Origin of the sequence: Anaerorhabdus sp., assembly GCF_036641015.1 — a bacterium.
In the GTDB taxonomy this organism is placed as follows: Bacteria; Bacillota_I; Bacilli_A; order Erysipelotrichales; family Erysipelotrichaceae; genus Anaerorhabdus.
The window spans coordinates 1-22,402 of the sequence record NZ_JAVWFO010000001.1 but is presented as its reverse complement, the minus strand read 5'-3'; the positions used below and the strand labels follow the sequence as shown (position 1 = coordinate 22,402).

The following is a 22,402-nucleotide window of genomic DNA, read 5'->3' as shown; positions in this document are numbered from 1 at the left end:
TTTATGGTCTTCTCCTTTTCTTTTTACGGAGGAAAGTATGGCAGAAAAAAATGGAAGTAAAGTAGGAAAAGTTTTAGCTGTTACAGCAGGTGTAACGCTTGCAGTAGGTGCAACATATTGTGCAACTTGTGCATATATTTTTACAAAAGTATTTAAACGCAAAAAAAATCCAAGTTATTTGGAATTTTCTAATTCGTTAATTACGAAGAAAGACAATGATATTTGGTTTGAAAATGTTGATAAACATGAAGTAGAGATTCTTTCATATGATGGATTAAAACTTAGTGGTGTGCAAGTTAACAATGACAAATCAAATAACTGGGTAATTTCACTACATGCATATGATTTTTTTGGAACACAAGTTTTAGATATTCCTAAAAAATATTATGAAGAAGGATATAACTGTTTGATTATTGATCAACGTGCATATGGTAAGAGTGAAGGGGAATACACTACACTTGGATGGAAAGAACATTATGATTTAATTGATTGGATCAATTTTATTATCAAACAAAATAATGATGCGAAGATTGTATTGCATGGGACTTCTCTTGGTGCGACAACTGTATTAAATGCTACAGGTGAATTTTTACCAGATAATGTAGTTTGTGCAATTTCAGATTGTGCTTACTCATCAATTGAAGATTTATTAAAATTTCAAATTAAAAATTATTTGAAAGTTCCTTTAGGTGCACTAGTGCCAGGTGTTAATTTTTTATGTAAATCTAAAATGAATTATTCACTATATGAAGGTAATGCACTTAAACAAGTCAAACAATCAAATACACCAACTTTATTTTTGCATGGTGAATTAGATTGCTTTGCACCATTTGAAATGGTCTTTGATTTGTTCTATTCATGTACAGCAGAAAAAGAATTATGTACGTTCCAAGAATCTAAACATGCTGAGTCATTTTTAGATAAAAAATATTTTGAAAAAGTTTTTGAATTTGTTAATGCTCATTTAAATGAAAATTAAATGAATTTTTTGGTTGTTAAAAAACTTTGAATAGTTTATTATAAGAATAGAGTTAAATGTAACCGTTTAAATTAAGTTCATATAATTAAATAGGAGGAAAGTATGGCCACAAAAAAATACGTTTACAAATTCTCAGAAGGTAATGGAACAATGCGTAACCTTTTGGGAGGTAAAGGAGCTAATCTTGCAGAAATGACAACATTAGGAATGCCTGTACCACAAGGATTTACTATTACAACAGAAGCATGTACTGCTTACTATGATGATGGAGAAAAAATTAGCGAAGCAATTCAAAAAGAAATTTTCCAAAATGTAGAAGCATTAGAAAAACTTACTGGTAAAAAAATGGGAAGCAAAGATAATCCACTTCTTGTTTCAGTAAGATCTGGTTCACGTGCATCAATGCCTGGAATGATGGATACAATTCTAAATCTAGGTATTAATGATGAAGTTGTTGAAACAATTGCAGCAAAAACAAATAATCCACGATTTGCTTATGATAGCTATCGACGTTTTATCCAAATGTTTGCTGATGTTGTTATGGGATTACCAAAGAGTCGTTTCGAAGAATTAATTGATGAAATGAAAGATGAAAAGCGTGTTAAGTTAGATACAGAACTTACAGCTGATGATTTAAAAGAACTTGTAGCTAAGTTTAAAGTTTTCTATCGTGAAAATTTAAAAGAAGATTTCCCAACAGATGCAAAAATTCAACTTGTTAAATCAGTTGAAGCAGTATTTAAATCTTGGAATAATCCTCGTGCAATTTATTATCGTAAAATGAATGATATTCCTAGTTCATGGGGAACAGCTGTTAATATTCAATCGATGGTATTTGGAAACATGGGTGACAATTGCGGTACTGGTGTTGCATTTACAAGAAACCCAGCTACTGGAGAAAATAAGCTTTTTGGAGAATTCTTAATGAATGCTCAAGGGGAAGACGTAGTTGCAGGTATTCGTACTCCTCAAACAATTAATGAACTTAAAAATATTATGCCTAAAGCATATACTCAATTTACACAAATTTGTTCTCGTTTAGAGAAACATTATAAAGATATGCAAGATATGGAGTTTACTATTGAAGAAGGTACATTGTACATGCTTCAAACTCGTAATGGTAAACGTACTGCAGCAGCAGCTTTAAAAATTGCATGTGATATGGTTAAAGAAAAACTAATTACTAAAGATCAAGCATTAATGATGGTTGATCCTAAATCATTAGACTCTTTATTACATCCTCAATTTGATTCTTACGAACTTCAAGCAGTTAAACCAATTGCTAGTGCATTACCTGCATCTCCAGGAGCTGCATGTGGTCAAATAGTATTTACTGCAGAGGATGCAATTACTGAAACTAACAAAGGAAAGAAAGTTATCCTTGTTCGTTTAGAAACAAGTCCTGAAGATATTGAAGGTATGCATGTTGCTCAAGGTATCTTAACAGTACGTGGTGGTATGACATCTCATGCTGCAGTAGTGGCTCGTGGTATGGGTCGTTGCTGTATATCTGGATGTGGTGAAATTAAAATTAATGAAAAGGGTCACTATTTTGAAGTGGCTGGTAGTAAATATCATGAAGGTGACTTCATTTCCTTAGATGGTTCTACAGGAAATATTTACGGACAAGCTATAAAGACTGTTCCTGCATCAATTTCTGGTGACTTTGATACATTTATGAAATGGGCAGATGCTCGTCGTACATTGAAAGTTAGAACTAATGCTGATACACCAAATGATGCTAGACAAGCAATCTTATTTGGAGCACAAGGTATTGGTCTTGTACGTACAGAACATATGTTCTTTGATGCTAATCGTATTAAAGCAATGCGTGAAATGATAGTTTCTGATGATGAGGCTCATCGTCGTGCTGCATTAGAAAAATTACTTCCAATGCAACGAAGTGACTTTGAAGGAATTTATGAAGTTATGGAAGATCGTCCGGTAACTATTCGTTACTTAGATCCACCTCTACATGAATTCTTACCAACTAACGAAAAAGACATTGAAGATTTAGCTCATGAAATGAAAATGACTGTTAATGAATTAAAACAAGTTATTGCTTCTTTACATGAATTTAATCCAATGATGGGACATCGTGGATGTCGTTTAAGTGTTACATATCCTGAAATTGCTGAAATGCAAACACGCGCAGTTATTGAAGCAGCGATTAATGTTAACAGTAAACATCCAAAATACAATATTGTTCCTGAAATTATGATTCCATTAATCGGTGATGTTAACGAACTTAAATATGTAAAAGATATCGTAATTAAAACAGCTGATGAAATCATTAAACAAACTGGTGCTAAACTAAAATATATGGTTGGTACTATGATTGAAATTCCAAGAGCTGCATTACTTGCAAATGAAATTGCAACAGAAGCTGAATTCTTCAGTTTTGGAACAAACGACTTAACACAAATGACATTTGGATTTAGTCGTGATGACGCTGGTCAATTCTTATCAGATTATTATGATAAGAAAATCTATGAGCAAGATCCTTTTGCAAGATTAGACCAAAAAGGTGTTGGTAAGTTAGTCGAGATGGCTGCAACATTAGGCAGACAAACTCGTCCAAATATTAAATTGGGCATATGCGGTGAGCATGGAGGGGATCCAAGCTCTATTGAGTTCTGTCACCGTGTAGGATTGACTTATGTATCTTGTTCTCCATATCGTGTGCCAATTGCTAGATTGGCTGCAGCTCAAGCTGCAATCAAATGTGATTTGGAACAAAATGCTAAAAAGGAGGCTAATAGAATGGCAGAAAAGAAAACAGCAGCTAAAAAACCTGTTGCTAAAAAGGCTGTAGCTAAAAAGCCAGTTGCTAAAAAAGCAGAAGCAAAGAAACCAGTTGCTAAAAAGGCTGTAGCTAAAAAAGCTGTAGCAAAGAAACCGGTAGCTAAAAAAGCAGAAGCTAAAAAACCTGTTGCTAAAAAAGCAGTAGTTAAAAAAGCAGTTGCTAAAAAAGCTGTAGCAAAAAAACCAGTTGCTAAAAAAGCAGTTGCAAAGAAACCAGTTGCTAAAAAAGCTGTAGCAAAAAAACCTGTTGCTAAAAAGGCTGTAGTTAAAAAAGCTGTAGCAAAGAAACCGGTAGCTAAAAAAGCAGAAGCTAAAAAACCTGTTGCTAAAAAAGCAGTAGTTAAAAAAGCAGTTGCTAAGAAACCAGTTGCTAAAAAAGCAGTAGCTAAGAAGGCTGTAGCTAAAAAAGTAACTAAAAAATAAATTATATGATTGGAACTGTTAGTATTAACAGTTCTTTTCTTTTTTATAATTAAATTATTAATTCACATTTAAATCGTTTTATTTAGGTCAAGTTAGTAATATTAGTAACTTTCCAATTTAACTTAATAATCTACGAATGAGGTCAATAATATTGACAAACGATTAAGTAAAGACTAAACTATTAACATATACATAGAACAAGACATGATGTTTCAAATTCAGATAAGAGAGATAGCCGGTAGGTGAAAGGTTATTGATGAATTGACACATTACCACTTGGGAGTAGCATCTTTGAAAAGATGCCGGTTAACAGCCGTTACATGTACGAGCGCATAATCTTTTGATTATGAATTAAGGTGGTACCGCGTAGTTATACGTCCTTTTGTTAAGGGCGTTTTTTATTTGTTTAGGAGGAGAAATTTATGATAAACATTAAAGAAAATGAAAAGTTAAATGTATTAAATCACAGTTGTGCTCACTTACTTGCACAAGCGGTAAAGAGATTATATCCAAATGCAATGTTTTGGGTTGGACCAGTTATTACTGATGGATTTTATTATGATATCGATTTAGGTGATGTATCACTTAAAGAAGAAGATTTAGCAAAAATTGAAAAAGAAATGAAGAAAATTTCAAAAGATGGTAAACGTATTGTAAGAGAAGAATTGTCTAAAAGTGATGCTTTAGAAATGTTTAAAGATGATCCTTATAAAATCGATTTAATATCACACATGAATGAAGATGATACAGTTATTACTTGTTATCGCCAAGGTGAATTTGTTGATTTATGTAGAGGACCTCACGTTGAATCTGTTAAAGAGCTAAAACATTTCAAACTATTAAAAGTATCTGGTGCTTATTGGAAGGGCGATGCTAGTAATAAAATGCTTCAACGCGTTTATGGCATTTGTTTCGAAATTGAAGAAGATTTAAATGAACATTTATATTTATTAGAAGAAGCTAAGAAACGTGATCACAAAAAATTGGGTAGAGAACTTGATTTATTCATGATGAGTGAATATGCTCCGGGTATGCCTTTCTTCTTGCCAAATGGAATGATAGTACGTAATATTCTTGAACGTTTTTGGTATGATGAACATACAAAGGAAAACTATGTATTCATTAAAACTCCTATAATGATGTCAAAGGAATTATGGGAAGTTTCAGGACACTGGTTTAACTATCGTGAAAACATGTACATCTCGGATGTAGATGACCGCGAATTTGCGATTAAACCAATGAATTGTCCAGGAAGTCTATTGGTATTTAAAAATGGGTTACACTCATACAAAGATTTACCTTTACGTATGGGAGAACTTGGGCAAGTACATAGACATGAAGCAAGTGGAGCTTTAAATGGTTTATTCCGCGTTCGTACTTTTACTCAAGATGATGCTCATATTTATATGACATATGATCAAATTGAGAGTGAAGTAGTATCGTTAATTTCGTTTATCGATCGTTTCTATGGAGTATTTGGATTAGATTATTCGATTGAATTAAGTACTCGTCCTGAAGAAAAATATATTGGAGAAATTGAAGTTTGGAATAAAAGTGAAGAAGCTTTAGCGAAAGCATGTAAAGCTGCAGGAAAAGATTTCAAAATTAATCCAGGTGATGGTGCATTCTATGGCCCAAAACTTGATTTCCATATTAGAGACTCATTAGGAAGAGTTTGGCAATGTGGTACTATTCAATTAGATATGAACTTACCTGAAAGATTTGATTTGACATATATTGATCAAAATGGTGATAAGGTTCGTCCTGTAATGCTTCATCGTGTTATTTATGGTTCAATTGAACGTTTTATTGGAATTTTAATTGAACATTTTGCAGGAGCATTCCCTTTATGGTTAGCGCCTGATCAAGTTGTAATTGTTCCAGTTCATCATGAAAATCATTTAGAATATTCAAAGAAAGTTGAAGCTGCATTACTTGAACGTGGTGTTAGGGTCAAAATAGATGCAAGAAATGAAAAATTAGGTTATCGTATTAGAGAAGCTCAAACTCATAAAATTCCTGTTCAATTGGTCGTAGGTGAAGGAGAAATTGAAAGCAATAGCGTAAATGTTAGACGTTATGGAAAACAAGAATCTGAAACAGTTGGATTGAATGAATTTATTGATAGAATACTTCTAGAAATTGAAAATAAGGTGATTTAATGAGAAAAATTATTGCAATAATTAGCACAGTGTTATTACTTGTGGGATGTAGTACAACACCAGTTGAGAAAACTACAGATCCAGAAGTTAAGACTGAGCCTGTTGTGTTAAAAGTTATTGCACCAAAAGGAGCAACTTCTTTACCATTAATACCTGTTGTACTTGATGAAAGTGCAGATGTAACATTTGTAGATGGTACTGATGTAATTCAAGCGGCATTTGTTAATCCAAATCCTGAGTACAATGTAATTATTGCGCCAACTAATTTAGGTACTAAACTTGCAAGCGCAGGAAAAACTAACTATAAGATGTTAGGTATTATTACTTGGGGAAATTTGTATTTAGTAGGAGAAAGTGAAGAGGCTTTAAACAATGACGGTGAGTTAGCAGCATTTGGTGAAGGAACAGTACCTGGATTAATTTTTAGTGAAACTGTGAAGAATATTAAACCAAATGTGACGTATTATAATTCTGTTACTGATGCACAAGCAGCATTGCTGAGCGGTAATGCTAATATGGCGTTGCTTGCAGAACCTGCTGCTACCGCTACTATTGCTAAAGCAAAAGAACAAGGTAAAGAATTACAAATAATTAAAGATCTTCAAAAAGAATTTGAAGCTATATCTGGAACAGTAGGTTATCCACAAGCGGCAATTTATGTTTTAGAAGATAAATATACTGAAAATATAGAAGTATATGATCAATTTATTTCTACAATAAATGATTATTTATCAAACATTGATGAATCAACAATGGATCAATTAGTTGTGGATATTGATACAATTACACCAGAGGAACTTGGAATACCAAATAGTCAAATCATCACTAAGACTTGGGATCGTATGAATATAAGATATGTTCCAGCTAATGAATCTATTGAACAACTACAAGCTTTCTTACAATTATTTGGTATTGAAAAAATTGAAAATACAATCATAAAATAACAAGTGTTCAAAAAGTATTGTGATGGTTATCGTTGATAACTTAAACAATACTTTTTATTATGGTTTTTAAAAGAATTCATATGAAAAATATATATAATTTTAGCGCTTACAATGTTATAATTAAACCATATTTAAAGTAATAATTATATGGAGATTAAATGAAAAAGGAACATGGAATAACAATCTTGATATTATTGACTATTTGGCAAGTTTTATCTATGTCTGTTCATAATGATATTTTGATACCATATCCTTTAGATGTATTAATGGATTTTTTACATTTATTAACAACAAAGATATTTTATATGAGTATATTTTCAACAATATATCGTGTGTTTATCGGTTTTTTAATATCATTTATGGTTGCATTAGTATTATCAATTATTGCCAATCGCTTCAAATTTTTTAGAAATTTGTTTGAACCAATTCAAATTTTGACTAAATCTATACCTAATATTAGTTACATTATCATAACTCTAGTTTGGTTAGGTTCAGAAAAAAGTGTAAGTATTATTTGTTTCTTTATTCTATTTCCAATTTTTTATAATAACTTTATCTTTTCAATGGATAGTGAACCTCAAGATTTAAAAGATGTTGAGAGAATATATCCTGAATCATTTATAGAATTAACTAGAGTTAAAACATTACCAATGTTATATCCAACAATATTAAGTTCAAGTAAGATGGCTTTTGGCTTAGGGTTTAAAGTAGGAGTAATGGCTGAAATTTTAGGACAAGTAAAAGTTGGTATTGGAAAACAACTTTACTTAGCTAGAATAAACTTAGATACAACTAGTTTATTTGCTTGGACCATCGTAATCATTTGCATTTGTTTTATAATTGATTATTTATTTAATCAATTTATAAATAGAAAATCAAACGGAGGTTAATTATGGAAAAGTTAAATGCTGAATCACTTCGTAAGATCGATGAGATTGTAGCAAAACATGCAGGACGCTTAGGACCAATTAAGCTTATGTTGCATGATGTTCAACATGAACTTGGGTATGTTCCATTTGAAGCAATGGAGAAAATTGCAAATGCATCAAAAGCATCAGTTGCAGAAGTGTATGGAGTAGTAACTTTTTACTCGCAATTTACTACTGAACCTAAAGGCAAACACATCATTAATGTTTGTATGGGAACTGCATGTTATGTAAAAGGAGCACAAAACTTAGTAAATGATGTTATCAGTATGACTGGAGCTACAGTAAATGGGACTAGCACTGATGGATTGTTTTCTTTAGATGCAACAAGATGCTTGGGTGCGTGTGGATTAGCACCAGTTGTAATCATTGATGGAAAAGTATATGGAAATGCGGATTCGTCTAAAATTATTTCTGAAATTATTCAATCAATTTTAGATTCTGAAAGAAAACCAGCAGGTGCATAATTATGCTTGCTAAAGAAATCGTTCAAAAATTAAATGCAACAGCCTTAGGTGTATGGAATGAAAACTTGATGTCTAAGGATTATGAGTATGTATTTGCAACGGATTTAATGAGCGATGCACTTGCAATGATTAACAATTCTTGTGATCAAACAGTATTACTTACGGGCTTGTGTAACCCGCAATCATTACGTACAGCAGAAATGCTTGATTTAGAATTAATAATATATGTTCGTGGAAAGAAACTTGATGAAGAAACACTTAAACTAGGAATGGAGATGGGATTTAATATATTCTCAACTGATTATTCTATGTTTGAAGCTTCTGGAATTCTTTATCAAACTGGATTACATGCAAGTGATTAATCAAGTCTTTATGGTTGAACGTGATGATTATGCAAATGCAGGAAAAGTATCAAGTCAAATTAAGCAAATATTAAGTCAAATTGGTATTCCTGTAGATATATTAAGAAGGGTTGCTGTTGCTTGTTATGAGGCTGAAATAAACATGATTATACATGCTTGGGGAGGAAATATAACATTAACTCTTGAAGATGATGGAAAGTTACAATTATGTTTTAGAGATCCTGGTCCAGGTATTCCAGATGTTGAAAAGGCTTTGACACCGGGTTGGTCAACAGCAAGTGAAAAGGCACGACAGTTAGGATTTGGGGCTGGAATGGGGCTTTTCAATATTAAACGAGTATCTGATCATTTTGATTTACAAACTTCAACTGATGGAACAGTATTAACAATTGGATTTGAGGTGGCACTATGAAATCTGTCGTGACTTACACCCTCAGTAAATGTGTAAAATGTATGAAATGTCTAAAAGTATGTCCTACCAATGCAGTTTATATTGAAAAAGAGCGTGTTCATATAAATCATGATAAATGTATTAATTGCGGAAAGTGTTTAAGTGCTTGTTTGAATCAAGGATTACAAGCGAAAGGTAGCACTCTTGTCGACATACAAAGTTATGATTATACTGTTTGCTTGGTACCTAGTGCTTTGATAAGTGATTACAAAACAAAAGAGCAAGTAGAAGAATTGTTTTATGCAATAAAGTTATTAGGATTTGATGAAGTGTTAGACATAACAGACATTGAAGGTCAGGTTGCTAATGAAGCAATTTTATTATCAGAAATTGAGAAGGGAAAAAGTTTAATATCTTCTTTTTGCCCGGTAATTAATAAATTAATTGAAGTTAAGTTTCCTATGTTGCTAAGTAGTTTAACGGCAATAGATTATCCAAGCGAAATTGCTGCAAGACAAGTTAGAAAAAATTATAGTAATAAAGGAAAAGTTGGGATATTTAATTGTTGTGAATGTATTGCAAAATTAAATTTAGCTAAATATCCTTATGGCAATCACAACTTTGAAGTAGATCATGCATTAGCGATTGTAGATATATTTCCAATCATTAAGCAAAACATGAAAAAAGGAAAGATACCTGTAACATTATGTAAAGAAGGTCTACAAAGTTGCAATCCAACAATGATGAAATTAGCAGAAAATCATTTAGTAGCTGATAGTTTCGATAAGGTAAGTAATATTTTAGAACTTGCTGAATTTGGATTACTAAATGAATTTGATCTTTTGACATTATTTCCGTGCTTTAATGGTTGTTTAGGTGGAAGTTTGTTATGGGGTAATAGTTATTTAACTAAAAATAATATACATCAATTATGTAAAGATAAAGAAAAACCTATTTCACAGTTACCATTTGAAGAAATTTATGGCGAAAGTACTATTGATAATGTTAATGACATGCGTAGTATACAGGAAAAATTAGCGTTTTTCTCTAAAGTGAATAAACAATTAGAACAATTACCTGGTTATGATTGCGGAGCTTGTGGATTTGCAAGTTGTCGTATTATGGCAGAAGAAATCGCAACCAGTAAGAAAACACTACAAGATTGTCGGATACGAAAAGGTGAGGCGAATCATTATGAAAGTAAGTGAGTTAGTAACAAAAACAGGGTGGAAGAATATTTCAACCGATGAGTCTATGAATGCAGAAATTACGGGTGTTTATGTGGGTGATTTACTTAGTTGGGTTATGGGTAAAGGAAAACCTGGTGAAGCTTGGATTACAGTTCAATCTCATATCAACGTAATTGCAGTCGCTGTACTTATTGAATTTAGTTGTATTATTATTGGCGATAGTGTAGTTGTACCTGATGATGTTTTGGATAAAGCTAAGGAAGAAAATCTAGCAATTATTACTACTGATTTATCTCCATATGAATGTGCTAGAAAGTTAATTGAAATAGGCTTGTAATGTTTTACGACTTTCATATTCATAGTTGCTTATCGCCTTGTAGTAATGATGATATGACTCCTAATAATATAGCTCAAATGGCTTATATAAAAGAACTTGATATTATAGCGGTAACAGATCATAACTCTTTAAAACAACAAAGAGCGGTATATGATGCTTGTGCTAAAGTAAATATCAAGGTAATGTTTGGAGTAGAAATACAAACAATAGAAGAGGTTCATGTTTGCTGTTATTTTAGAACAATTGATGATTGTGATATTTTTCAAATTTGGATTGATGAAAAAACAAATAAAATAAAAAATAATGAACTGTTTTTTGGAAAACAAATAATATGCGATAGTGATGATACAATCATTGCTAATGAAGAGTATTTATTAATCAATTCATTAAATGTTACATTGAATGATTGCATTGATAAAGTCCATGAGTGCAATGGTAAAGTTGTATTGGCACATGTATTAGATCGTGTGAATAGTGTTACTCATCAATTAGGATTTATTCCAACTGACTGTAAATTTGATGGTTTAGAAGTAAAAAACTTAAATCAAATGATGATAGTTAAGGAAAAACATCCTTGGATTAAAGATACTTTCTGGTTTATTAACTCAGATGCGCATCAACTTATAGACATAAGTGAAAAAGAAAATGCAATAAGTTCTAAAGAATTCGAAATGTTTTGGGGGAAGACATTATGATGGAAGACTTAGCAATGCAATTATTAGAACTGATTATGAATAGCATTCACGCTGATTCCTCGTTTATTGAGATATCAATTAAAGAGAGTGTTAGTCGAAATGAAATACAATTCATTGTTAGAGATAATGGTAAAGGAATGGATGATGAAACACTAAAAAAAGTTACTAGCCCATTTCTTACTTCAAGAACTACAAGAAAAGTTGGTTTAGGTGTTGCCTTTATGAAAGGTTTAACAGAACAATGTAATGGTACATTTTCAATAAAATCAAAAGTGAATAGTGGAACAGTTATTGTTGCTACAGTTGAACGTAATCATTGGGATACACCTACTATGGGAAACTTAGGCGAGATGATGATGTGCAGCATACAAGCAAATGAAAAAATTGATTTCTTATTTATTTATCAAACTGATTTACAAAAATTTGTCTTTGAATCGAAAGAAGTAAAGGAAAAAATTGAGGGTGTTAGCATCCTTGAACCTGATATTCTTCTTTGGGTTAAGGAATATATTAATCAAGGAATACAACTTGCGAAGGAGAATCGTGTATGAAAAGTTTAGAAGATTTAAAGAAAATGAGAGAAGAAGCTTTAAAAAAGGTCGATATGCGAGATAATGATAAAGACTATCGAGTAGTTGTGGGCATGGCAACATGTGGAATCGCAGCGGGGGCTCGTCCTGTTTTAAATCGTCTTGTAGAAGAAGCTGCAAAAAATAATTATTCATGTATCGTTACACAAACTGGCTGTATTGGATTATGTGTATATGAACCAATTGTTGAAATTTTTGATCGTGATGGAAATAAAACAACATATATACATGTAGATCCAGATAAAGCTGCTATTATTTTACGTCGTCACATTGGTTTAGGTGAACGCGTAGAGGAATACACAATAGATAGTGTTAAATAGGAGGTAGATATGGAAAGAATAAATGTACTAGTATGTGCTGGAACTGGATGTACATCTTCTAACTCAATGCTTGTGGTTGATAAATTTAATGAAATGTTAGAAAAGTATAATCTAACAGAAGAAGTTAAAATTATTAAAACAGGTTGTTTTGGACTATGTCAAAAAGGACCAATTGTTGCGATTTATCCTGATAAAGTATTCTATAATCATGTTGCAGTTGTGGATGTAGAAACAATTGTAAGTGAGCACTTATATAAGGGTAGAAAAGTAGAACGTTTAGAAATGACTGATATTGATGAGGAAACAAAAGAGAAAATCTTTGACATTGATAGTATTCGTTTCTATGCAAAACAAAAAAGAATAGCGTTAAAAAACTGTGGTGTTATAAATCCTGAAGATATTCAAGAATACATTGCTAAAGATGGATATATGGCTTTAGGTAAAGCGATTACAGAAATGACTCCACAAGAAGTTATTGATGAAATTAAAAAGTCTGGTCTTAGAGGTAGAGGAGGCGGAGGATTCCCAACAGGTGTTAAATGGCAATTCGCTGCTGATCAACCAACAGGTGATAAGTATGTTATTTGTAATGCTGATGAAGGTGATCCAGGTGCATTTATGGATCGTTCAATTCTAGAAGGTGATCCTCATGCGGTACTTGAGGCAATGGCTATAGCTGGATATGCAATTGGTGCTAAACAAGGATATGTTTATATTCGTGCTGAATATCCAATTGCCGTAGATCGCTTAAAAATTGCGATCGAACAAGCTAAAGAATTAGAACTTTTAGGTGATAATATATTTGGAACTGGTTTTGGTTTTGATATTGAAATTAGGCTAGGTGCTGGAGCATTCGTTTGTGGTGAAGAAACCGCATTAATAATGTCTATTGAAGGAAAACGTGGTATGCCTGTATCTAAACCTCCATTCCCTGCAGTGTCAGGTGTTTGGGGTAAACCAACAATTATTAACAACGTTGAAACGTTTGCTAATGTTGCGCAAATAATTTTATTAGGTGCTGATTGGTTCTCTTCTATTGGAACAGAAAAATCAAAAGGAACAAAAGTATTCGCATTAGGAGGAAAGATCACTAACACAGGACTTGTTGAAATACCTATGGGTACAACATTACGTGAAGTAATTTATGAAATTGGTGGCGGTTGTCCTAATAATAAAAACTTCAAAGCTGTACAAACAGGTGGACCATCTGGTGGATGTTTAACTGATAAACACTTAGATACTAAAATTGACTTTGATAATCTAGTTTCTTTAGGCTCTATGATGGGATCAGGTGGAATGATTGTTCTTGATGAAGATAATTGTATGGTAGACGTGGCGCGTTTCTATATGGATTTCATTGTAGAGGAGTCTTGCGGTAAGTGCACACCATGTCGAGTAGGTACAAAACGTTTACTTGAAATGTTAGAAATGATTTGTAAAGGTGAAGGAACACTTGAGTTATTAAATGAGATGGAAGAATTATGCAATAACATAAAAGAAACAGCACTTTGTGGATTAGGACAAACTGCTCCAAATCCAATTCTGTCAACTTTATCTCAATTTAAAGATGAATATATTGCTCACGTTGTAGATAAAAAATGTCCTGCTGGAGTATGTAAAGCATTATTACAATATAAAGTTGATCCAGAGAAATGTCGTAAATGTAGTATGTGTGCTAAGGTATGTCCAGTTGGAGCAATTTCAGGGGTACCAGGTAAAGAGGCATATTCTATTGATGTTTCTAAATGTATTAAATGTGGTGCTTGCTTTACTACTTGTCGCTTCCAAGCGATTGAAAGGGGATAAAATTTATGGCAATGGTTAATTTAAAAATAAATAATATTCCAGTACAAATTGAATCTGGATCTACAATCTTGGAAGCTGCACAAAAAGCAGGTATTAAAATTCCAACATTATGTTATTTAAAAGGTTTAAACAAAACAGGTGCTTGCCGAGTTTGTTTAGTTGAAGTTAAAGGTGCTAGAAATCTAGCTGCTTCTTGTAATTATCCGGTTAATGAAGGAATGGAAGTGTTCACACATTCTGAACGTGCTTTAAATGGAAGACGCAATTCTGTTGAATTGTTAATGTCTAATCATAATAAAAATTGCTTAAGTTGCAAAAGAAATCAATGCTGTGAATTACAAACACTGGCTAGTGAATTAAATATTCGAGAAAATAAGTTTGAAGGTGGTCACACTGTACCAACTTATGACGAAGTATCTCCAGGAATTGTTCGTGATACTAGTAAATGTGTTTTATGTGGTCGTTGTGTAAGTGCTTGTAAATGGTATCAAGGACTTGGTGTATTGAGTTTTCAAGGAAGAGGATTTGAGACAAAAGTAGGTCCTGTTTTTGATAAGAGTTTTGCTGATGTAAATTGTATGCAATGTGGACAATGTATTAATGTTTGTCCTGTAGGAGCTTTAACTGAAAAAGAAAATATCCATGATGTTTTCATGGCTCTTAACAATCCTAATAAACATGTTGTTGTTCAAACTGCGCCAGCAGTTCGTGCTTCCCTTGGTGAAGAATTTGGTTATCCAATAGGAACTCGTATTACAGGAAAAATGGTTGCGGCTTTACGTCGTTGTGGTTTCAATCGTGTTTATGATACAAATTTTGGGGCTGATTTAACTATCATGGAAGAAGGAACAGAGTTCATTGGACGTATTCAAAAGAATGGTACTCTACCAATGATAACTTCATGTTCTCCTGGTTGGGTTAAGTATATTGAATATGAGTATCCTGAATTATTAGCAAATTTGAGTACTTGTAAGAGTCCTCATATGATGTTAGGAGCTATGCTTAAATCTTATTATGCAAAAATAAAAGGAATTGATCCTCGTAACATTTATGTAGTTTCAATTATGCCTTGTACTGCAAAGAAAACAGAAATATTGAGACCTGAAAATAGAGTAGGGGATATTCAAGATGTTGATGCTGTTCTAACTACACGTGAATGTGGTAAATTAATTAAAATGTTTGGTATAGATTTCAACAATTTACCTGATGAAGAATTTGATCAAGATATGTTTGGTGAATATTCTGGGGCTGGTGTAATATTTGGAGCATCTGGTGGTGTTATGGAAGCTGCACTTAGAACAGTTAAAGAAATACTTGAAAACAAACCTTTAGATAAAATTGATTTTACTGAAGTACGTGGTATGAATGGTATTAAAGATGCTACTATAAATGTAGCTGGAATTGATGTAAATATTGCTGTAGCAAGTTCTATGTCAATGGCAAAAGGTTTATTAGACCAAATTAAGGATGGCACATCAAAATATCATTTCATTGAAATTATGGGTTGTCCTGGCGGTTGTATAAATGGTGGAGGTCAATCAATTGTGCCTGCATCAATTAGAAACTTAGAAGAAATGAATAACTTCAAAAACTTACGTGCAAAAACATTGTATGATGAAGATCTTGATTGCGCTGTTAGAAAATCTCATGAAAATGAACAAATTCAACAGTTATATAAGAACTTCTTAGGTGAACCATGTGGACATAAATCTCATGAATTACTACATACAACTTATAGTAAGAAAGAGAAGTTTACTATTTAAAAAACTTAATAACATGAAGGTACTTGCTAAATGTAAGTACCTTTTTATATGTAAACCTAAATTAATGATTGGTTGACATATAAGGGTAATTATTGTATTGTAGTTAACGGTGATGATATGAATACAAAAGAAAAAGTATATGAATTGTTAGTAGAATCTGCTGATCCAATTTCAGGAGAAACGATTGCATCTGAATTACATGTATCACGTGCAGCAATATGGAAAGCTATAAATTCATTAAAAGAAGATGGTCATTCTATTGAAGGAATTCCAAAAAAAGGATATTTTCTTTTGAAGAATTCTGATGAATTTAACAAAGAGGCAATATTAAATTTTTTAAATGATTCAAATAAATCTAAAGTAATTGTCTTAGATACGGTTGATTCTACAAACACTTATGCAAAGAAATTAGCAGAAGAAGGCTGTTTAGAATGGACAATTGTTCTTAGTAAATCGCAAATAAAGGGTAGAGGAAGATTTGGACGTAATTTTTATTCTCCTAAAGGTGGGTGTTATTGCTCGTTTGTGTTAAAGCCCGTTACCTCAATTCAAGATACCTTAAGAGTCACTATGATAACTGCTATAGCAATTTGCCATGTTGTTGAAAAACTATGTAGTAAACGATTAAATATAAAATGGGTAAATGATCTCTATTATAATGATAAAAAAGTTTGTGGTATATTAACTGAAGCATCATTAAACTTTGAAACAAACTTGCTTAATTATTTAGTAATTGGATTCGGAATAAATTTAAATCTTGATTCAATTCCTAGTGATCTTGAGAATATTATTACAGATATTAATTACACTGGTGATAAAAATAAATTTGTTGCAGCTATTATTAATGAATTTAACATTTGCTTAAATTTATCTATGCAAGATATTGTTAAAGAATATCGTAATAGAAACTTATTGCTAAATAAACAAGTCATTGTAAGTGGTGGTGAGAGTGGAGAAGCCAAAGTGTTAGATATCACAAATGAGGGTAATTTGCTTGTAAGATTTAACGACAATAGAGAAGTTATACTTGTTTCAGGAGAAGTATCACTTAAGGAGATAGAAAATGAATAAACAGTTAATTTTAAGTGCTATATTTGCGGCATTAATCGCAATATGTTCACAAATACAAATTCCATTGCCAATGGTTCCAATTAATGCAGCTTTACTTGCTGTGCATGTTTTAGGAGCATTATTAAAACCAAAATATGCAGCTATAAGCGTTTTAGTTTTTTTACTTCTGGGATTCATTGGATTACCTGTTTTCAGTAATTTCAGTGGTGGAGCAACAGTTTTGTTTGGAGCCACTGGAGGATATTTAGTAGGGTACATGTTTGATGCATTAATTATTAGCTTTGGTTTAACAAAATTAAAAAGAACAAATTTGAATATTGCTTTACTTGCAACACTTGGTACAATTGCATGTTACACGTTTGGAACAATTTGGTTCATGTTCGTTATGAAACTTGATTTAATTGCATCATTAACTTATTGCGCATTTCCATTTATTCCAGGTGACATTATTAAAATTGTTATAGCGACAATTTTAATACAAAGACTTCAATATAGAAACTAGTTTTATAAGATATTAATAAATTTGAAATCAATAATCTAAAAACTATAAAATTTAATGACTGAACTGCCTTAAAATGATAGAATAAATTCTAACAAATTATGGCAGTTTTTATTTCGAGTAAATGAAAAATTATAATCATCAATACTCTTACCAATTTATTTTGAGCGTTATTGAAGAATGTTGAGTGTAATACAAAAAAACCCTTAAAAGTTTGTTTTCAAGGGTATAAAAGTAATTAAATAAATTCAAATGACATATTTCTTTAAATAAGGATATACAAGTTGAGTACACTTACTTAGTATAGGATAAGGTAGCATATCAAATTCACCAACAAATATATGAATCAAAGGGTGAAAACTTGACTTAAACATTGTTAATCCATCATCTAAAGTACCTTCAACTCCGCCGAAGCTAAACTCTTTACATCCGTGTTGCTTAGCCCACTGTATTGATTCATAACGAAGGGGATAAGTAGAGTTAAAGTGTTTGAATGCATCATCGTATCCGGAATATAGTATTTCAGTTGTTTGGTTGCATTTAACAAGCAAACACGCTGATATTAGTTGATCTTCATGATATCCTGCAAGGACGATAGCATCGTCCTTAAATGCATTAAGAATTGTATTAAAATAATTTTCATTTCGTAGTTTAATTTGATGGCGCTGTTCTGTACAGTGTACCATTTGAACTAAACTTTTTGAATCGTTTTCTTGTTTAATAATTACTTCTTTTTTATAACTAGCACGAACTTTTTTCATTGTTTTACTACCAATACGATCTTCAATAGCATCATCAATTGGAAAAGCTAATTGTATTCTAGGTTGAATAGTATCTTTAATTGCAAATGTATATCCGCAATGTTTTAAACCTGCATGTGTGAATTTGTCAATAAGAGAGTCATTTACAATTGAAGATACTTTATCTTTATCTTCAAATGGAATGGCATCCAATAATAAATTTGGGTCGAATTTTGCAAGTAGCACTTTTTTATTTTTTAGAAACTGTTTTATTTGCTTCATAAAAAAGGACAATAGTAATTCATTGCTAAAATCTAGCAATGGTCCTCGAGGAGCGTATGCAAAACGGAACCCCATTGGTACACTTCGACATAAAATTAAACAAGCAGCAATTATTTCTTCATTTTCCTTAACACCAACGGTATAAGCTTCCCAATTTGATTTAAGCTTAGCCCATGAGTCTGTTTGAAAGATGCTTGAAACAGCGCTTTTTTTTGAATAATCATTAAATTCTGTTGTTGTTAATTGTACAAATTTCATTTTATCGCTTCCTAACGTAAATATTATAACACACAAAAGAAAAGGGGATTACCCCTTAACCTTTAATTGCTTCATTAATTTTATTTAGTAAATCATTAACATGAACTTCTTCAACTTCAATTGAACCACGTTTCTTAAATTCAATAATTCCTTCTGCTGCTTTTTTACCAACTGTTATACGATAAGGGATACCTATTAAATCCATATCTTTAAACTTAACACCTGGTCTTTCATCACGATCATCAAGTAATGTATCAATACCTTCTTTCATAAATGTATCGTAAATTTTATTCGCAAGTTCTGTTTGAACTTCATCCTTGACTGATATAAGTACTACAGCAGCTTTATATGGCGCAATATTGATTGGCCAAATCAAACCATCTTCGTCAGCATATTGTTCAGCTATAGCTGCCATACAGCGTGCAGGACCTATACCATAACTTCCCATCCACACAGGTTTTAATTGATTTTCTGCATTTAAATATTCTAAACCTAATGCATTTGAATATTTAGTACCTAGTTTAAATGTATTCCCAACTTCAATACCATGTTTGAAATAAATCTTACCTCCACATTTAGGGCAAGTATCTCCTTCTTGAATATTGCGAATATCTGCTATCTTATCAGCTTTAAAATCTGTAGTATTTACGCCAATATAGTGATAACCAGTTTTGTTAGCTCCTGTTATAAAGTTATGCATCACACTAACTTCTTCATCCATTATTAATTCACATTTTATATCTATTGGTCCAGCAAAACCCACACCTGCGCCAGTTACTTTAACTACAGTATCAGCGTCTGCAAGTTCCACCTCTGTTGCATTAAAAAGTTTTCTAAGTTTAGTTTCGTTTACTTCACGATTACCTCTAACCATGCAAGCAACCACTTTGTCATCAACTTTATACACTAAAGTTTTTACAAATTTACTCGCAGGTTGTTTTAAGAAATCTACAACTTCTTCAATCGTACGAGCATTAGGTGTTTCAACACATTCTAATTTCATTGTTTCAAGTGTTGTTGCCTCATCAGTGTTGACACATCCAGCTACTTCGATATTACTTGCGTAATCACAATTATCACAAAGTACTAGAATATCTTCACCAATGTCTGTTACTGCTTGGAACTCTTCCGATAGTAATCCACCCATAACACCAGTATCTGCACGTACAATTTTATAATCCAATCCTAAACGATCAAATATTTTTTTATAGGCATTAAACTGTTTACTATAAGCTATATCAAGACCGGCTTCATCAGAGTCGAATGTATAAGCATCTTTCATAATGAATTCACGAACACGAATTAATCCAAAACGTGGACGTGGTTCATCTCTATATTTAGTTTGTATTTGATATAAAGAAAAAGGTAAATCTTTATAAGAACGTATTTTCATTTGTGCAGCAATTGCAAATAACTCTTCGTGAGTAGGACCCAAAACAAATGGCTTTCCAAAACGATCTTTTAAAGAAAACATACTTTTTCCAAAACCTTCACGTCTACCAGATGCTACATACACTTCCTCAGGAAGTAAAGCGGGCATGATTAGCTCTTGACAATCAGTAGCGTTCATTTCTTCACGGATAATTTGTGTAATATTATTTAATGTTTTATACCCAAGGGGAAGAATCATATAATCTCCTGCAGAACTTTTTTTAATCATTCCTGCACGTACTAATAGATTACTGCTTTTTGAATCTTCATCTTTTACATTTTCTCTTAAAGTATAAAAGAAACTATTTTTTAACTTCATATTATTTTTCCTCGCTATCTCTATGATTATATATCAAAATGCCTTTACTTAAAAGACAATTTGAACTATAATTACATAAATTATAAATTGAGGAGGAGAAAAAATTCATGGCATTTTATTACAATGAAGCAAGTCATACGTTTAGTGAATATTTATTAGTACCAGGTTATTCAAGTAGTGATTGTGTTCCAAATAAAGTTTGTTTGAAGACACCACTAGTTAAATATAAAAAAGGTGAAGAACCAGCAATCTCTTTAAATATCCCAATGGTAAGTGCAATTATGCAGTCTGTATCCGGTGAAAAAATGGGTATTGCTTTAGCAAAAGAAGGTGGAGTTGCATTCATTTATGGCTCTCAAAGCATTGAATCACAATCTGCAATGGTCTCTAGAGTTAAAAATTATAAAGCTGGTTTTGTAGGAAGTGATTCTAATTTAACACCTAATCAAACACTGAACGATGTGCTTGAATTACTTGAAAAGACAGGACATTCAACTATGCCTGTTACACATGATGGTAGTGCAAATGGTAAATTGTTAGGTATGGTAACAAGCCGTGACTATCGTGTATCAAGAATTGACTCTACAACAAAAGTTTCTGAATTTATGACACCGTTTGAAAAGTTAGTTACTGCTAATGTATCTAGCACTTTGAGTGATTGTAATGATATTATATGGGAACACAAATTAAATACTCTTCCTATTATTGATGACAATAATAATCTTGTTTATCTTGTATTTAGAAAAGATTATGATTCTCATAAAGAAAATCCGAATGAATTACTAGATAGTGATAAGCGTTATGTAGTGGGTGCTGGTATTAATACTAGAGATTATGCTGAACGAGTACCTGCATTAGTAGAAGCTGGCGCAGATGTTCTTTGTATTGACTCAAGTGAAGGATTCAGCGATTGGCAAAAAATTACTATTGGCTGGATTCGTGAACATTATGGCGATACTGTTAAAGTAGGAGCAGGAAATGTAGTTGACAAGGAAGGATTTGATTTCTTAGCTGAAGCTGGTGCTGATTTCATTAAAGTTGGTATTGGTGGAGGGTCAATCTGTATTACTCGTGAAACTAAAGGTATTGGGCGTGGACAAGCAACTGCAGTCATCGAAGTTGCGAAAGCACGTGACGAATATTTCGAAAAAACAGGTGTCTATATTCCTATTTGTTCTGATGGGGGTATCGTTTACGATTACCATATTACACTAGCCCTTGCAATGGGTAGTGACTTTGTAATGTTAGGTCGTTATTTCTCAAGATTTGAAGAATCACCAACAAATAAATTAATGATTAACGGAAACTTCGTTAAAGAATATTGGGGCGAAGGAAGCAATCGTGCTCGTAACTGGCAACGTTACGATTTAGGTGGTGCTGGTAAATTAAGTTTTGAAGAAGGTGTTGATTCTTACGTACCTTATGCTGGACCTTTAAAAGACAATGTATTAACAACATTGGCAAAAGTTAAATCTACAATGTGTAATTGTGGTGCACTTACAATTCTCGAATTGCAAGAAAATGCCAAATTGACATTAGTGAGCGCTACATCTATCGTTGAAGGTGGAGCTCATGATGTTATTGTAAAAGATAAAGGTAATGACAATTTTAAATAATTCGCTATTTTAGCGAATTTTTTTAT

General features: G+C 32.3%; 20 protein-coding genes and 1 other annotated feature. Of the genes, 18 read left to right on the top strand and 2 right to left on the bottom strand.

Going from position 1 to position 22,402, the window contains the following annotated elements; genetic code table 11:
* Window positions 1-37 precede the first annotated feature (37 nt).
* From RR430_RS00100 to RR430_RS00020, 17 genes are all read left to right on the top strand, one after another.
* A complete protein-coding gene (locus RR430_RS00100) occupies window positions 38-979 on the top strand; it encodes an alpha/beta hydrolase (RefSeq protein WP_332488174.1) in 942 nt (313 codons plus the stop codon).
* Window positions 980-1,081: 102 nt separating this feature from the next.
* The gene (gene ppdK / locus RR430_RS00095) at window positions 1,082-4,207 is read left to right on the top strand and encodes a pyruvate, phosphate dikinase (protein ID WP_332508496.1); all 3,126 of its coding nucleotides are present in this window, start codon (window positions 1,082-1,084) and stop codon (window positions 4,205-4,207) included.
* A gap of 184 nt (window positions 4,208-4,391) precedes the next feature.
* Window positions 4,392-4,592, top strand: a binding site (T-box leader).
* 37 nt (window positions 4,593-4,629) lie between these two features.
* On the top strand, window positions 4,630-6,369 hold the full coding sequence (thrS, locus tag RR430_RS00090; RefSeq protein ID WP_332488094.1) for a threonine--tRNA ligase: 1,740 nt from the start codon (window positions 4,630-4,632) through the stop codon (window positions 6,367-6,369).
* Window positions 6,369-7,313, top strand: a complete 945-nt coding sequence (locus RR430_RS00085) for a hypothetical protein (RefSeq protein ID WP_332488095.1) — start codon at window positions 6,369-6,371, stop codon at window positions 7,311-7,313. The genes thrS and RR430_RS00085 overlap by 1 nt, the downstream gene beginning before the upstream one ends.
* A gap of 158 nt (window positions 7,314-7,471) precedes the next feature.
* Window positions 7,472-8,203: an ABC transporter permease gene (locus RR430_RS00080; RefSeq protein ID WP_332488096.1), complete on the top strand. Its 732-nt coding sequence runs from the start codon at window positions 7,472-7,474 to the stop codon at window positions 8,201-8,203.
* A 2-nt stretch (window positions 8,204-8,205) separates the two neighbouring features.
* The gene (locus tag RR430_RS00075) at window positions 8,206-8,706 is read left to right on the top strand and encodes an NADH-quinone oxidoreductase subunit NuoE family protein (RefSeq protein WP_332488098.1); all 501 of its coding nucleotides are present in this window, start codon (window positions 8,206-8,208) and stop codon (window positions 8,704-8,706) included.
* A 2-nt stretch (window positions 8,707-8,708) separates the two neighbouring features.
* Window positions 8,709-9,068 (top strand): hypothetical protein, encoded by a 360-nt coding sequence (locus RR430_RS00070; protein ID WP_332488100.1) that lies wholly within the window; start codon window positions 8,709-8,711, stop codon window positions 9,066-9,068.
* Window positions 9,061-9,480 carry an ATP-binding protein gene (locus RR430_RS00065; RefSeq protein ID WP_332488101.1) on the top strand — a complete coding sequence of 140 codons (420 nt, stop codon included), beginning with the start codon at window positions 9,061-9,063 and terminating at the stop codon, window positions 9,478-9,480. The genes RR430_RS00070 and RR430_RS00065 overlap by 8 nt, the downstream gene beginning before the upstream one ends.
* Window positions 9,477-10,667: a [Fe-Fe] hydrogenase large subunit C-terminal domain-containing protein gene (locus tag RR430_RS00060; RefSeq protein ID WP_332488103.1), complete on the top strand. Its 1,191-nt coding sequence runs from the start codon at window positions 9,477-9,479 to the stop codon at window positions 10,665-10,667. Before RR430_RS00065 ends, RR430_RS00060 begins: the two co-directional genes overlap by 4 nt.
* Entirely contained in the window at window positions 10,654-10,986 is a 333-nt protein-coding gene (locus RR430_RS00055; protein ID WP_332488105.1) for a hypothetical protein, read from the top strand. The genes RR430_RS00060 and RR430_RS00055 overlap by 14 nt, the downstream gene beginning before the upstream one ends.
* The gene (locus RR430_RS00050; protein WP_332488106.1) at window positions 10,986-11,681 is read left to right on the top strand and encodes a PHP domain-containing protein; all 696 of its coding nucleotides are present in this window, start codon (window positions 10,986-10,988) and stop codon (window positions 11,679-11,681) included. Before RR430_RS00055 ends, RR430_RS00050 begins: the two co-directional genes overlap by 1 nt.
* On the top strand, window positions 11,678-12,232 hold the full coding sequence (locus tag RR430_RS00045) for an ATP-binding protein (RefSeq protein ID WP_332488107.1): 555 nt from the start codon (window positions 11,678-11,680) through the stop codon (window positions 12,230-12,232). The genes RR430_RS00050 and RR430_RS00045 overlap by 4 nt, the downstream gene beginning before the upstream one ends.
* Window positions 12,229-12,591, top strand: coding sequence for a (2Fe-2S) ferredoxin domain-containing protein (locus RR430_RS00040; RefSeq protein WP_332488109.1), 363 nt, complete (start codon window positions 12,229-12,231; stop codon window positions 12,589-12,591). Before RR430_RS00045 ends, RR430_RS00040 begins: the two co-directional genes overlap by 4 nt.
* Window positions 12,592-12,600: 9 nt before the next feature.
* Window positions 12,601-14,397 (top strand): NADH-quinone oxidoreductase subunit NuoF, encoded by a 1,797-nt coding sequence (locus RR430_RS00035; RefSeq protein WP_332488111.1) that lies wholly within the window; start codon window positions 12,601-12,603, stop codon window positions 14,395-14,397.
* Between the two features lie 5 nt (window positions 14,398-14,402).
* Window positions 14,403-16,160 carry an NADH-dependent [FeFe] hydrogenase, group A6 gene (locus RR430_RS00030; RefSeq protein ID WP_332488112.1) on the top strand — a complete coding sequence of 586 codons (1,758 nt, stop codon included), beginning with the start codon at window positions 14,403-14,405 and terminating at the stop codon, window positions 16,158-16,160.
* A 117-nt stretch (window positions 16,161-16,277) separates the two neighbouring features.
* Window positions 16,278-17,231: a biotin--[acetyl-CoA-carboxylase] ligase gene (locus RR430_RS00025; RefSeq protein ID WP_332488114.1), complete on the top strand. Its 954-nt coding sequence runs from the start codon at window positions 16,278-16,280 to the stop codon at window positions 17,229-17,231.
* Window positions 17,224-17,733: a biotin transporter BioY gene (locus RR430_RS00020; protein ID WP_332508493.1), complete on the top strand. Its 510-nt coding sequence runs from the start codon at window positions 17,224-17,226 to the stop codon at window positions 17,731-17,733. The genes RR430_RS00025 and RR430_RS00020 overlap by 8 nt, the downstream gene beginning before the upstream one ends.
* 245 nt (window positions 17,734-17,978) lie before the next feature.
* On the opposite strand, the gene RR430_RS00015 is transcribed toward RR430_RS00020, so the two are convergent.
* Both RR430_RS00015 and RR430_RS00010 read right to left on the bottom strand, forming a co-directional pair.
* The gene (locus RR430_RS00015) at window positions 17,979-19,010 is read right to left on the bottom strand and encodes a lipid II:glycine glycyltransferase FemX (RefSeq protein WP_332488117.1); all 1,032 of its coding nucleotides are present in this window, start codon (window positions 19,008-19,010) and stop codon (window positions 17,979-17,981) included.
* A 55-nt stretch (window positions 19,011-19,065) separates the two neighbouring features.
* A complete protein-coding gene (locus tag RR430_RS00010) occupies window positions 19,066-20,760 on the bottom strand; it encodes a proline--tRNA ligase (protein ID WP_332508491.1) in 1,695 nt (564 codons plus the stop codon).
* 107 nt (window positions 20,761-20,867) lie between these two features.
* Here RR430_RS00010 and RR430_RS00005 point away from each other — a divergent pair, with 107 nt between their 5' ends.
* A complete protein-coding gene (locus tag RR430_RS00005) occupies window positions 20,868-22,376 on the top strand; it encodes an IMP dehydrogenase (RefSeq protein ID WP_332488120.1) in 1,509 nt (502 codons plus the stop codon).
* Window positions 22,377-22,402: the final 26 nt, after the last annotated feature.